Annotated in this window: 10 protein-coding genes; 6 read left to right on the forward strand and 4 right to left on the reverse strand. The window is 65.5% G+C overall.

Translation table 11 applies throughout. From position 1 onward, the window contains the following. Positions 1-7 precede the first annotated feature (7 nt). Positions 8-1,093 (forward strand): HupE/UreJ family protein, encoded by a 1,086-nt coding sequence (locus AC24YW_RS17570; RefSeq protein ID WP_487483895.1) that lies wholly within the window; start codon positions 8-10, stop codon positions 1,091-1,093. Between the two features lie 17 nt (positions 1,094-1,110). Here AC24YW_RS17570 and AC24YW_RS17575 read toward each other — a convergent pair whose 3' ends face one another. Beyond that, entirely contained in the window at positions 1,111-1,788 is a 678-nt protein-coding gene (locus AC24YW_RS17575; protein WP_487483896.1) for a GntR family transcriptional regulator, read from the reverse strand. A 150-nt stretch (positions 1,789-1,938) separates the two neighbouring features. Between AC24YW_RS17575 and tcuA the strand changes: the two genes are divergently transcribed. Both tcuA and tcuB read left to right on the forward strand, forming a co-directional pair. After that, complete coding sequence (gene tcuA / locus AC24YW_RS17580) at positions 1,939-3,330, forward strand: FAD-dependent tricarballylate dehydrogenase TcuA (RefSeq protein WP_487483897.1); 1,392 nt, start codon at positions 1,939-1,941, stop codon at positions 3,328-3,330. Further along, complete coding sequence (gene tcuB / locus AC24YW_RS17585) at positions 3,317-4,417, forward strand: tricarballylate utilization 4Fe-4S protein TcuB (RefSeq protein WP_487483898.1); 1,101 nt, start codon at positions 3,317-3,319, stop codon at positions 4,415-4,417. Before tcuA ends, tcuB begins: the two co-directional genes overlap by 14 nt. 25 nt (positions 4,418-4,442) lie before the next feature. On the opposite strand, the gene AC24YW_RS17590 is transcribed toward tcuB, so the two are convergent. After that, complete coding sequence (locus AC24YW_RS17590; RefSeq protein ID WP_487483899.1) at positions 4,443-7,847, reverse strand: acyl-[ACP]--phospholipid O-acyltransferase; 3,405 nt, start codon at positions 7,845-7,847, stop codon at positions 4,443-4,445. A gap of 225 nt (positions 7,848-8,072) precedes the next feature. Between AC24YW_RS17590 and AC24YW_RS17595 the strand changes: the two genes are divergently transcribed. From AC24YW_RS17595 to AC24YW_RS17605, 3 genes are all read left to right on the forward strand, one after another. Further along, positions 8,073-8,198 (forward strand): hypothetical protein, encoded by a 126-nt coding sequence (locus AC24YW_RS17595; protein WP_487483900.1) that lies wholly within the window; start codon positions 8,073-8,075, stop codon positions 8,196-8,198. A gap of 310 nt (positions 8,199-8,508) precedes the next feature. Then, complete coding sequence (locus AC24YW_RS17600; protein ID WP_487484217.1) at positions 8,509-9,147, forward strand: TetR/AcrR family transcriptional regulator; 639 nt, start codon at positions 8,509-8,511, stop codon at positions 9,145-9,147. 105 nt (positions 9,148-9,252) lie between these two features. Next, entirely contained in the window at positions 9,253-10,245 is a 993-nt protein-coding gene (locus AC24YW_RS17605; RefSeq protein WP_487483901.1) for a helix-turn-helix transcriptional regulator, read from the forward strand. Between the two features lie 23 nt (positions 10,246-10,268). Here the strand turns inward: AC24YW_RS17605 and AC24YW_RS17610 are convergent, their stop codons facing one another. Together AC24YW_RS17610 and pncB are read right to left on the reverse strand one after the other, a co-directional pair. Beyond that, a complete protein-coding gene (locus AC24YW_RS17610) occupies positions 10,269-11,579 on the reverse strand; it encodes a GGDEF domain-containing protein (RefSeq protein WP_487483902.1) in 1,311 nt (436 codons plus the stop codon). Between the two features lie 327 nt (positions 11,580-11,906). Continuing rightward, the gene (pncB, locus tag AC24YW_RS17615; protein ID WP_487483903.1) at positions 11,907-13,211 is read right to left on the reverse strand and encodes a nicotinate phosphoribosyltransferase; all 1,305 of its coding nucleotides are present in this window, start codon (positions 13,209-13,211) and stop codon (positions 11,907-11,909) included. Between the last annotated feature and the right edge of the window lie 79 nt (positions 13,212-13,290).

A 13,290-nucleotide genomic window follows, 5' to 3' on the forward strand; every position in this document is an offset into this window, starting at 1 on the left:
TGGGATCATGAGGCGGCTGCTTCTGGCCGGTCTCTCGGTGCTGCTCGGCATTGCTCTTCCGGCAGGGGCACATGAGGTCAACCTGGTCACGGCACGGGTCGCGCTGAGCCCCGATCGCACGGTGAGCACCGAGCTCGGATTGAAGGGCAGTGATGTCGATCGCCTGATCGGCACGAAGCTTTATGATGCGAGACGGGACGCGGTCGATCCCGCCGCCGTCGAAGCGGCCACGCCCGCGATCCTCGCCTATATGGTCAAGCATCTGGCTGTTACAGGAGGTGCCAGGGCATGCTCCGCCGGAAATGCAGCGATCCTGGCGGACGGTGACGGCATCGTCTATCGCAACAGCTTTGTCTGTGCCGACGCTGCCGGCGATATCATCTATCGCTCCACCGTGCTGACGGAGAAAGACAGGACCGCGCGGCAGGTGGTGCTGATCGCGCAGGGCAGGTCCGAGACGCAGGCCTTGCTCGACTCGGCCACGACGACGGTCACGCTCTCCACGGCGCCGCCGTCGCTGGTCTCGACCGCGCAGCGCTATCTCGTGACAGGCATCGAGCACATCTTCCTCGGCTACGATCACATCGCATTTCTGGTTGCAATCGTCTTGTGGGCGCGCAAGCTCGTTCCGGTCGTCAAGATCGTCACCGCCTTCACCGTCGCTCATTCGTTGACCTTGTCCCTGGCGGCGTTGAACGTCCTGGTCATCCCGAGCCGCATCGTGGAGCCCGCGATTGCGGCTTCGATCGTGTTCGTCGCCGTCGAGAACTTCTTTTCGCGCGATGTCGACCGGCGCTGGCGTGTGGCCTTTCTGTTTGGCTTGATCCACGGCTTCGGCTTCGCCGGCGTGCTTCGCGAGATCGGCTTGCCGCCCGATGCGATCGTGCCGGCGCTGGCTGCCTTCAATGTTGGCGTCGAGATCGGGCAGATCGCGATCGTCGCGCTGATGTTGCCGGCGCTCGGCTTGTTGGACAGGCTGACCGCGGTCGGCCGGGAGGAGCCAGCGCGGGCGACGCGGCTGGTGTACGCCATGTCCGGCGGGATCGGTCTTCTGGGCGGATATTGGCTGCTGATACGAGTGTTCGAGGCGTGATCGCGTCGGCGATCGGCCTATTGCTTCTGCAACAATTTCAGCCGGCAGCGCAGCGCCTCGCGGATATGCGCGCGCGCCAGCTGCTCGGCCTTGTCGCCATCGCGCGCGGCGATGGCTGCAATGATCGCCCGGTGCTCGCCATGGCTCGTCTTGGGACGGCCTGAGACCGTGAATGTGGTTGGGCCGAGCAGGGCGATCCAGTCCTGCAATTCCCGCGAGGCGTTGTCGAGATAGCGGTTGCGCGCCGCGCGGCAGATGGTCTCGTGGAAGGCGCGATTGAGCCTTGCCATTTCGGCGGCATCAGTCGCCTCGACAAAGGCCTGCTCGATATCGCGGAGCGCGTCGATCTCCGGCGGTGAAGCGTGTTCGGCGGCGAGACGCGCGGCGGCGCCTTCCATGATCTCGCGCATGGCGTAGAGCTCGAGCACCTCGGAGATGTCGAGATTGCGGACGATCAGCCCGCGGCCGCCGGCAGGCGCGACGAAGCCGCGCGCGGCGAGCCGGCCCAGCGCTTCCCGCACCGGCGTGCGACTGACCTTCAGCCGCTGGGCGACCTCTTCCTCGCGCAGCCGGTCGCCGGCGCGGTAGCTGCCGGCCTGGAGCGCTTCGCACAGCGAGCGGAACACGGCCTCGCCGAGCGCAACGCCGCCGCCGCGCGCGATCGTTCCACTTGAGCTTGCCGGACGCCTGGCCATTGTCCCTCGATGCGTACCCTGCCTATGCAGAGATGCCGCTTGCATCATTATTGTATATCTTTGTATACAAAAGTGCGCAATGGCGGGTCAGGGCGTTCGAGGCCGCCTGCGGGAAGAATGTCTCCAATTTGGCCGCATCGGGCGGACGGGATGAGCAGCAAATACGACGTGCTGGTGATCGGCGGCGGCAATGCGGCCCTGTGCGCGGCGATCAGCGCGCGGCGCGGCGGCGCCTCGGTGCTGGTGCTCGAGGCCGCACCAAAATTCTATCGCGGCGGCAACACCCGCCACACCCGCAACATGCGCTGTGCCCATGATGCGGCGACCGAGATCCTGACCGGCCCCTACACCGAGGAGGAGTTCTGGGAGGACCTGCTGCGCGTCACCGGCGGGCAAACCGACGAGGTGCTGGCGCGCCACATGATTCGCGAATCCAAGGACATCCTGAACTGGATCGTGAAGCAGGGCGTGCGCTGGCAGCCTTCGCTCGGCGGCACGCTCAGCCTCGGTCGCACCAATTCCTTCTTCCTCGGTGGCGGCCGGGCGATGCTGAACGCGCTGTATCTGACCGCGGAACGGCTCGGCGTCGCCGTCGAATACGACGCCGAGGTCACCGATCTCGTGATCGAGGACGGCATGTTCCTGGCCGCGCGCCTCGAGCGGCCGATCAGGGGCGAGACCGAGATCCGCGCGACGTCACTGGTCGCTGCAGCGGGCGGGTTCGAGGCCAACATCGAATGGCTGAAGCAATATTGGGGCGAGGCCGCCGACAACTTCCTGATCCGCGGCACGCCCTATAATCGCGGCTCGATCCTGAAGATGCTGCTCGACAAGGGCGTGCAGGAGGTCGGCGATCCCACTCAATGTCATGCGGTCGCGATCGATGCCCGCGCGCCGAAATTCGACGGCGGCATCATCACGCGGCACGACTCCGTGGTGTTCGGCATCGTCGTCAACAAGCATGCCCAGCGCTTCTACGACGAGGGCGAGGACATCTGGCCGAAGCGCTACGCGATCTGGGGCCGGCTGGTTGCGGCGCAGCCCGACCAGATCGCCTACATCGTCTTCGATTCCACGGTCGTGACCAGCTTCATGCCGACGCTGTTTCCGCCGATCGCTGGCCAGACGGTCGCCGAGCTCGCCGGCAAGCTCGATCTCGATCCCGCGGCGCTGGAAAAAACCATCACCGAGTTCAACGCCGCGGTGCGGCCCGGGACCTTCGACCATACCATTCTGGATGATTGCGTGACGGAGGGCATCACGCCGCCCAAGACGCATTGGGCGCGCCGGATCGAGACGCCGCCTTTTCTCGCCTATCCGGTGCGGCCCGGCATCACCTTCACCTATCTCGGCACGCGCGTGAACAAGGAGGCGCGAATGCTGATGAAGGACGGCAAGCCGTCCGCCAACATGTTCGCGGCCGGCGAGATCATGGCCGGCAATGTGCTCGGCAAGGGCTATGCGGCCGGCATGGGCATGACGATCGGCAGCGTGTTCGGGCGAATCGCAGGACGGGAAGCGGCGAAACATGCACGGAACTAGGATTTTGGACGAAGCCGACCGTCTGATGACGGTCTGCAATTCCTGCCGCTATTGCGAGGGTCTGTGCGCGGTATTTCCCGCCATGGAGATGCGCCGCGCCTTCTCCGACGGCGATCTCAACTATCTCGCCAATCTCTGCCATTCCTGCGGCGCCTGCTATGTCGACTGCCAGTTCTCGCCGCCGCACGAGTTCAACGTCAACGTCCCCAAGACGCTGGCGGTTGCGCGCGCGGAGTCCTATGCGGCCTATGCCTGGCCGCGTGGGCTATCCGGCGTCTTCGCACGCAACGGCCTCGTCATCAGCATCACCGCCGCGCTCAGCATGGCGGCCTTCATTCTCGGCTTTGTCGCCCTGAACGACCGCAGCGTGCTGTTCGGCGTGCACACCGGGCCCGGCGCCTTCTACAAGCTGATGCCGCACAACGCGATGGTCGCGCTGTTCGGCGCCGTATTCCTTTACGCGATCCTCGCCCTCGTCATGAGCGTGCGCGCCTTCTGGCGCGACATCGGCGCACCGATCGGCAACCGTGCCGACGGCGGCTCGATCTTTCAGGCGATCCGCGACGCCGGCGAGCTGCGCTATCTCCGTGGCGGCGGCGTCGGCTGCTACAACGAGGATGACAAGCCCACCGACCGGCGCAAGCTCTATCATCACCTGACCTTCTACGGCTTCCTGCTGTGCTTTGCAGCGACGTCGGTTGCGACGCTCTATCACTATCTGCTCGGCCGCGAGGCGCCCTATCCGTGGTGGGACCTGCCCGTGGTGCTCGGCACGCTCGGCGGCATCGGCCTGATCGTCGGGCCGATCGGCCTGTTCGCCGCCAAGATGCGGCGCGACCCCGCGCTGCTCGACGAGTTCAGCTACGGCATGGATGTCGGTTTCATCGCCATGCTGTTCCTGACCGGCCTCACCGGAATGCTGCTGCTGGTGCTGCGCGAGACCGGCGCGATGGGACCGCTGCTGGCGCTGCATCTCGGCGCGGTGTTCGCGTTGTTCATCACCATGCCCTACGGCAAATTCGTGCACGGCATCTATCGCTTCGCCGCGCTGGTGCGTTACGCGCAGGAGCGACGGACGGCAGCGTGACCCGCGCCGTCCGTCGTGGAACCTCTCACGCCACCTCGCGCTCCGGCGGGGATGCCTGCTCGCGGGCCATCGTCGTGGCCGTGACATAGTCGGTCTTGCCGGTGCCGAGCAGCGGCACCTTGTCGACCACCATGATCGCCGCGGGCACCGTCAGCTCGGAGGCGCCGATCGCCTTGGCCTGGGCCTGCATCGCGCTGCGCTCGGCATTCTTCTCCGTCGTCAGCAGCACGATGCGCTCGCCCTTGCGCTGGTCGGGGATCGAGACCGCGACCGAGCCGGCCTGCGGCCACAACGTCGCCGCGATGGCTTCGACCGCCGACAGCGAGACCATTTCGCCCGCGATCTTGGCAAAGCGCTTGGCGCGGCCCTTGATGGTGATGAAGCCGGCCGGGTCGATCGAAACGATGTCGCCGGTGTCGTGCCAACCGTCGGGGAGCTTTTCGAGCACGCCGGGATTTTCGGCCCTGAGATAGCCGAGCATCACGTTCGGGCCGCGCACCGAAAGGCGTCCGCCTTCCTCGATGCCGGGGACCGGATCGAGGCGGCTTTCCATCAGCGGTGACAAACGTCCGACGGTGCCGGGACGGTTGGCCATGGGCGTGTTCATCGCCAGCACCGGCGCCGTCTCGGTGACGCCGTAGCCTTCCAGGATGCGGATGCCGTAGCGCTCCATGAACACCTGCCGCGTGCGGTCCTTGACCGCCTCGGCGCCGGCGATGACGAGGCGCAGGGTGCGGAAGTCGTAAGCGTGCGCCGAGCGGGCATAGCCGGTCAGGAACGTGTCGGTGCCGAACAGGATCGTGGCGCCGGTCTGGTAGATCAGCTCGGGCACGATCCGGTAGTGCAGCGGGGAGGGATACATGTAGATCGGAATGCCCGCGAGCATCGGCATCATCATCCCGCCCGTGAGACCAAACGAGTGGAACACCGGCAGCACGTTGAACACCTTGTCGTTGGCATTGGCATCGACCCGCGCCAGCGCCTGCGCCGCGTTGGCGAGGATGTTGCGATGGGACAGCACAACGCCCTTCGGCGTGCCTTCCGAACCCGAGGTGAACAGCACGACGGCAGGATCGTTGGCCTGGCGCGGCACGCGCGGCGTGGTGCCGGCGAGCAGGCCCTTGATCTTGTCGGCGATGCCGATCGATGTGCGGACGTCCTCGAGATAGACCACGCGCGCCTCGGCCGAGATCGCGGTCATCAGCTTGTCGAGCTTGCCTTTCTCGATGAAGGCCTTCGAGGTCAGTACGGTCTTGACCTGCGCGGCCTTCATGGCGGCGAGCACGTTGACTGGCCCCGCCGAGAAGTTGAGCATCGCCGGCACCCGGCCGCTGTTCTGCAGCGCCATGAAGACGACGGCGACGCCCGCGGAATTCGGCAGCAGCACGCCGACATTCTCGCCGATCGCGGTGCCGCTCTCCAGCTTCCGGCTCAGCACCTGCGCGCCGAGGATCAGCTTGCGATAGGTCAGCTTGGTGCCGAGCGCGTCCTCGATGATGACCTTGCCGGTGTCGCGGTCGCGATAGGCGTGTCCGAGCGCTTCGAACAGCGTGTGATCGAGCATGGCGTTCTTGACGAGGGCGTCGATCATGACGTCCTGCAGCGCGGCGCCGGCGGCGTTGCGCCGTGCCTTGCCCTTGAGCGTTTGGTCGACCGGAAGCTTGACCGGCGGCAGGATCGTGACCGTCACGCGCGGAAACCAGGACCGCTTGATCTGGCTGGAGTTGAGATAGCTGAGATAGGAGCGCTGTGCGCCTTCGATCCGGACCGGCACGACCACGGCGTCGGCCTTGTCCGCGATCATCGCGGTGCCGTCATACACCTTCATCAGCGAGCCCGAGACGGTGATCCGTCCTTCCGGGAAGATCACGACGGGCTCGCCCGCGGCGACGAGCTTGATCAGGTCGCGCGCGGCCAGCGGCTTGGTCGGGTCCATGGTGTAGTGCTTGACGGCGCGCAGGAACGGCTTGGCCCACCAGGCCTTGGCGATGCCGGTGTCGACCGCAAAGCTCGCGTCGATCGGCAACACGGCGTGCAACAGCGGACCGTCGATCAGGCTGACATGGTTCGGCGCGATCAGCATGCGCGTTCCCGGAGGCGGCAGATTCTCGAGCCCGCGGATCTCGGTGCGGAACAGCGCGCGGAACAGCAGCCCGCCGGCATCGCGCACGCCTTCCTTGCCCCATTTGGTCAGCACGAACCACACCGCGCCGAAGCTGGCGAGCCCGAGGCCGAAGAAGATCCAGCCGATATGGAGGCCCGCCGCCTGCAACAGCGCGACGAACAGCGAGCCGACCACCATGAAGGCGGCCTGCAGCACGTTGCCCGCGGCGATGATGCGGGCGCGCTCGGAAGGTTGCGACCAGGCCTGGACCGCGGCAAAGGACGGCACGACGAACAGGCCGCCGCCGAAGGCGAAGGCGACGAAGTCGGCCAGCATGCGCAGGCCGGCGAACGAGGTCGCGAAGCCGAGCGCGGTGATGTCCTGCCCCTTGGCGGCCACGCCGATCGCAAAGGCGAGATCGAGGCCCGCAAATCCCATGATGATGGCGCCGATCGGGACCAGCGCGAGGTTCGGGCGAACGTGGCTGAGGCTGGCGGCAAACAGCGAGCCGATCGCGATGCCGATCGCGAAGATGGCAAGGCACAGCGTCACCACGCCCTCGGTGCCGCCGACCACGTCCTTGACCAGGGCAGGCAGCAGCGACAGCACGATGGCGCCGACCAGCCAGAACCAGGAGACGATCACGGTGCCGTCCCAGAGGCGATGGTCGGCACGAAGCGTCCTGAGCAGGCTCACCGTCGAGGTCCAGGGATTGGCATCGACGGGCAGGTCAGGCGCGGAGGGCGTCGTCTGTGGAATGCGGGTTGCGAACGCCCAGGACAACACCGCCAGCGCGACCACGGCCGATGCGACCCAGCCCATATGCGCGGAGCCGGCCACGAACTGGCCGCCGGCGACGGTGCCGAGCAGGATCGCCATGAAGGTTGCGCCTTCGACCAGCGCGTTGCCGGTCGCGAGCTCGCCGAGCTCGAGCTGGTCCGGTAGCATCGCGTATTTCACCGGGCCGAACAGCGCGGCGATGGTGCCGAACAGCGCGAGCGCCGCGAACAGCAGCGGCACCGAATGCAGGAAGAAGCCGGCAGCGGCGAAGCAGGCTGCGAAGATCTCGACGAATTTGAGCCGCCTTGCGACGAGGGATTTGACGTATTTGTCGGCGAGCTGGCCGCCGAGCCCGGACAGGATGAAGTAGGGGAAGATGAAGACGGCGCCTGCCACCGTCACCAGCGCATCGCCATGGCTCGTCGCGGCGCTGTAGAGCAGGATGATGACGAGCGCGTTCTTGAGCACGTTGTCATTGAGCGCCGAGAAGAATTGCGCCCAGAACAGCGGCGCGAAGCGGCGTGACGACATCAATTCCCTGATCATGACTGGTCCTGTTTTGGCAAGGCAGACTGAGGTTGTTAGGTTGTCTGTGAAACGTCACGACCGGAAGCATAGGGCGAACGATTGCGCGGCAACCAAGTTGCTGGCCTGCTCTGTCCCCTCGGTTCCTCCGATCCTGTTGGTCTCCAATCGGCATGGTTAGGTTCGCAAATATCCGGTCGAGGGCCGGGCGGAGCGGCCTCGCTCGCCCGGATATGGCGCCGGGCGATGAAGGAAAAGCTGACCCGCATCGTCGAAATCCGCCGGATCGGCCACGCCCGTCCGGACATGGTTAAGTCCATCCTTGCAGGCGGCGCTTGCATTCGAGCCGACCTGCGTGCGCGCCTCAGGTGAGATGGGCGAGGTGGCGAAACGGCGAGAAGCGGCCGAGCAGGCTGAACCGGCGCCGCTCCTGACGCGCCCGGGCTCGATTGGTCCGCCACAGCCGGAAGGTCGCCCGGCGCTCGGCGAGCACGCCCGCGACGTCGCAGGCATTGGCGATGCGATTGACCGGCGCCATGGCGAACCGCAGCAGGGCCCGGCCGAGCCCGGTCGCGAGGGCGGCGGCGTCATCGACGAAGGTGGCGGCGATATCGACAGCAAGGGTTTGCATTTTCCAGGTCTCCAGGCTAAATTGAACAATGTTCACATGAGTAGCTCGAAAATGAACAATGTTCAAGAAGAATCGCTGCGCGACCAAAAAAAAATTCGGCGCCGGCTCCAGATCGTCGAGATCGCCCGGGGCATCATCTCCGCTAAGGGGCTGAGATCGTTGAAAGTTCGGGATGTTGCCGAGGCTGCAGGGTGCTCGGTCGGCAGCGTCTATAACGAGTTCGGCGACTTCGACGGGGTCATTCTGACGGTGAACCGGGAGACGGTTCAGGCGCTCACGGCCCGGCTCCGGGGTGTTCCCGCCGAGGATCCGGTTCGCCAGCTTTATGGGCTCGCCGGGACCTATCTCGACTTCTTCGCCGCGCACGCCAATCTGCTGCGCTCCCTGTTCGAGCATCGGATGGAGGACGATCGCCCCTATCCCGACGACATCCTCCAGATGGTGATGGATGCGTTCGCGCTGATGCATCCGCCTTTGGTGCGGCTATTGCCGGATGCGGACGACGTGAAGATCGCGCTGCTGTCGCGCACGCTGTTTTCCGCCGTGCACGGCATCATCTCGCTCGGCCTCGAGGAGCGCATGGTGGCCGTGCCGTCGCAGATGCTGCGCCAGCAGATCGACCAATTTCTCGACGTTCATCTCGCCGGCCTTGGTATCCTGCCGGGTAGGCCGCCCAGGGCCGGGGCGTGACCCGGGGCGCAATCGCGTATGGCCTGAGGCGAACTCCCGTCGAGATCGCGATTGCATGCAAGAGCCACCTGGCCGAAACTCGCGCAGAACAAAGAGGGGATTGTAGTGCAGACCGGTTCAAGCGCGGCCGTGCGGCGTTTCGACTATGTCGGTGAGCCGGTCGGCGCCGCTTATGGCCGCTGGCGCGAGGAGTTTTGCCGCCGCGTGATGACCCGAGACGCCGTTCCGCTCGCGCCGGGGGCTGTGCGCTGTAACGTCACCGCGTTGTCTCTCCCGCATGTGAGGATGACGGGTGCAACGGCGACGCCGATGCGGTTCGTCGCCACCAAGGTCGACCCGGAGCATGCGCTCGCCCTGGTGCTGCCTGCAGATGCGCCGATGCGAATTGCGGTCGCCGAAAGGACGCTCGATCTTGCCGCAACGGACATCGGTCTGGCTGATGCGGCCCATGTCGGTGCGCATGTGTCGCAGCTCGCAGAGGGGCGCTTCAGGTCGTTGTTCGTCGATCGCAGGTCTCTGCTCGAACTCTGCCCGCGGGCCGAGGATCTGATTGCCCGGCCGCTCAGGCCGAAGGCCGGCATCAAGGCACTGATGCAGGGGTACTACGACTTGGCGATCGAGAATGCCGATAGTCTCGACCCCATGGCAAGGATGGCCTCGGCTCAGCACCTGATCGACCTCGTGGTGCTTTCGCTCGGCACCGGCCGTGACGAGACCGCGCTTGCCAGTGATCGCGGGTTGGCCGCGGCGCGCCTCGAGGCGATCAAGGCCGACGTCCTGGCGCGGCTCGGCAACGGTGACCTCAACCTGTCAGAGGTTGCTCAGCGTAATCGCGCCAGCACGCGCTACGTGCAGATTCTGTTCGAGCGGACAGGCACGACGTTCTCCGAATTCCTGCTGGAACAGCGGTTGATCCGCGCCGCGAGGTTGCTCCGCGATTCCTCCCACCGATCGCGCAAGGTCAGCGATATCGCGGGTCTCTCGGGCTTCAACGATGTGTCCCACTTCCATCGCACATTTCGGCGTCGGTTCGGCATGACGCCCAACGACATGCGCAATGGATCGCAGCAGGCTGACGCGGCGTCGACATCATCCTGAAACGTAGTTGGGGCCGTTCCGCCTCAGCCTCGCACCGCGACCGCTTCGCGCGGGCGTGGCGCAACGACGACGACGTCCGGCCGCCCGCTCTCGACCTGAACGCGGTTGCGTCCCTTCTCCTTGGCGCGGTAGCAGGCGGCGTCCGCGCGACGCATCGCATCCTCGAGCGTGGTGTTGCGCTCGCCGATGCAGGCGACGCCGATGCTGGCGGTCACGGCAAAGCAACGGTCGTCCCAGGCGAAATTAAACAGCTCCAGCGACCGGCGCAAACGCTCGGCGATGTCGACGGCATCGAAAGGCGAGCATCGCGGAAGGATCAGGCCGAATTCGTCGCCGCCGAGCCGGGCCACCAGATCATGCGCGTGCCGGTCCTGCTGCAGCAGGCGCGCGACCTGGCAGAGCAGGCGGTCGCCGGCGAGGTGGCCGCAGCTGTCGTTGACGCTCTTGAACTGGTCGAGGTCGAGCAGGATGAGGGCGAGCGTATCCGCTGCGGCATTGTCCAGCTCGGTTTGCAGGCGCGCCTCGAAGGCGCGCCGGTTGGAGAGCCCGGTCAACCAGTCGTGCGAAGCCTGCCAGGCCAGGCGCTCCTTCTCGGCATGCAAGGCGTTTTCGAACGCCTGCCGTTGCAGCACCAGCCGTCGCGTATGCCATATCAGGAGCAGGATCAGCGCCGCGGCGGTGAGGATGTTGATGCCCGTCAGCGCCAGCTTGATGGCCCGGGACCCTTCGCCGAGGACGGTGGAGAAACGCTTGGCATGCACCGTGAACTGGGTGTTGAGTTCGGAGAGCCGAGCCGACAGGAATTGCGCGCGATCGTCTTGAATGGGGCCGTTCGCCAGCTCCGACCGGATCAGCTCGCCGAAGACGCTGAGCTCGAGCAACATCGGATCGGTGGCTCTCCACTCCTGGATCGCTTCCTGGAGGAAGCTGACGCGGTTGAAGTAGCGGTACAGCCAGATCAGCCCCGGCACGTCGTCCGGATGGTTGCCGCCCTGCAGGAATCCGATGCGGGCGGTCTCGACGTCGACCGGATCGCGCTCCAGCGCCCAGCGTGCGAACTCGTCCCCGATGGGAACGGCGAGCGAGGCTTGGTACTGCGCGAACTGGCTCGGGTCGCCCGAATGCAGATAGAGATTGAGGAAATAGACCGCGTTCTTCTGCGAGCGCGACCAGAGTGCTTCGCCGGCGACATAGGCGCGGACCGACGACATCACCTCGAGACTGAATCCCGCGATCGCCGCCTGCAGCACGACGACCATCACGAAAGGCGAGACGAGCTTGATGACGTGAAGGAGGTTGCCGCCCTCCGCCGCCGCCGCTGTTCTGCGAAACACATTAGTCCCCAAATCGATCGACGCGCCCTATGGGGCGTTGCGCCTGCAACGCAAAGTAGACGCGGTGGTTGCTTAACTCGAGCTGAAAAGTGCTGGGGATTGTGACGGACGGTGAAGGTAATGTGACGCGGATGCGCGCAGATCGTTTCAAATGCCGCGAAATCGGAGCTGATGCGATATCGCGAACCAATGGCTTGTCATTGCGAGCGTTGCGAAGCAGTCCAGCCTGCCTCCGCGGCATCAATCTGGATTGCTTCGTCGCAAGAGCTCCTGGCAATGACGACGTAGCGGCGGAGGGGCGCTACACGCTCTCCGTGGACGTGTGGCCTACACCAGCACCGGCTTGCGCACGCGACCGGCGTCGCCGAACACGCGCAGGTAACGCTCGATCTCCGAGGGCAGTCCGGTCGCTTTCTCCGGATTGTCGGAGAGCTTGACGGCCGGATGGCCGTCGACCGACGAGACCTTGCAGACCAGAGAGATCGGGTCGAGGCTGATCGAGCCATCCGGCGTGCAGCCGACGAAATCGTTGGTGAGATTGGTGCCCCAGCCGAAGGAGAGCCGCACGCGCCCGGTGAAGTGGCGATAGGTGTCCTCGATCGAGCCGACGTCCATCGCGTCGGAGAAGACGAGCAGCTTGTCCTTGGGGTTGCGGCCCTGCTTCTGCCACCAGGCGATGATCTCCTCGCCGGCCTGGATCGGCGGCGCGCTGTCGGGGCGGAAGCCGGTCCAATCGGCGACCCATTCCGGTGCATCGCGCAGGAACGCCTTGGTGCCGAAGGCGTCGGGCAGCGCGATCAGCAGATTGCCGCCATAAGTCTGGCGCCACTGGTCGAGAATGCGGTAGGGCGCCCAGCGCAATTCCTCGTCGTCCCTGGCGAGCGCGGCCGCCACCATCGGCAGCTCGTGCGCATTGGTACCGATGGCTTCGAGATCGTTATCCATCGCGAGCAGCACGTTTGACGTGCCGATGAAGGAGGGGCCCAGGCCTTCCTTCACCGCCTCGACGCACCAGCGCTGCCAGAGGAAGCCGTGGCGGCGGCGCGTGCCGAAGTCGGAGAGCCGCAGGTTCTCGAGCTGGCGCAGCCGTTCGACCTTGGTCCACAGCTTGGCCTTGGCGCGGGCGTAGAGCACGTCGAGCTCGAAGCGGCCGCGGCCCTTCATGGCCGCACGTGAACGCAGCTCGTTGAGAATCGCAAGCGCCGGAATCTCCCACATCGTGGTGTGGGTCCAGGGGCCGTGGAAATGCAGCTCGTACTGGCCCTCGACCTTGCGCAGCTCGTATTCGGGCAGGCGGAATTCCGCCAGCCAGCGGATGAAATCCGCCGAGAACATATGGGTCTTGCCGTAGAAGGTGTTGCCGGCCAGCCAGATCAGCTCTTTCTTGCTGAAGCGGATGGTGCGGGCATGGTCGAGCTGGGCGCGCAGCTCGCCCTCGTCGATGATCTCGGCGAGCCGCACATGGCGCGAGCGGTTGATGACCGAGAAGGTCACCTTCTGACTCGGGTAATCTTCCCGAATCATCTGCAACATCAATAGTTTGTAGAAGTCGGTATCGAGCAGGCTGCGGATGATGGGATCCAGCCGCCAGCTGTGATTGTAGGTCCGGCTCGCAATGTCGGTCACTGTCATGGGGGGATTTTAGCGCGGCTCCCCCTGCGCAACCAGTGGATTTGGGAAGGGCCGTCTTGCGGAGCGCGGCACCTGATAT

The organism is Bradyrhizobium sp. USDA3516, from assembly GCF_057651995.1.

Bases quoted from the DNA above. Each gene is read 5' to 3' on its own strand.
- AC24YW_RS17570 (WP_487483895.1), top strand. From the start codon at position 8: ATGAGGCGGCTGCTTCTGGCCGGTCTCTCGGTGCTGCTCGGCATTGCT.
- AC24YW_RS17575 (WP_487483896.1), bottom strand. From the start codon at position 1,788: ATGGCCAGGCGTCCGGCAAGCTCAAGTGGAACGATCGCGCGCGGCGGC.
- tcuA (WP_487483897.1), top strand. From the start codon at position 1,939: ATGAGCAGCAAATACGACGTGCTGGTGATCGGCGGCGGCAATGCGGCC.
- tcuB (WP_487483898.1), top strand. From the start codon at position 3,317: ATGCACGGAACTAGGATTTTGGACGAAGCCGACCGTCTGATGACGGTC.
- AC24YW_RS17590 (WP_487483899.1), bottom strand. From the start codon at position 7,847: ATGATCAGGGAATTGATGTCGTCACGCCGCTTCGCGCCGCTGTTCTGG.
- AC24YW_RS17595 (WP_487483900.1), top strand. From the start codon at position 8,073: ATGAAGGAAAAGCTGACCCGCATCGTCGAAATCCGCCGGATCGGCCAC.
- AC24YW_RS17600 (WP_487484217.1), top strand. From the start codon at position 8,509: ATGAACAATGTTCAAGAAGAATCGCTGCGCGACCAAAAAAAAATTCGG.
- pncB (WP_487483903.1), bottom strand. From the start codon at position 13,211: ATGACAGTGACCGACATTGCGAGCCGGACCTACAATCACAGCTGGCGG.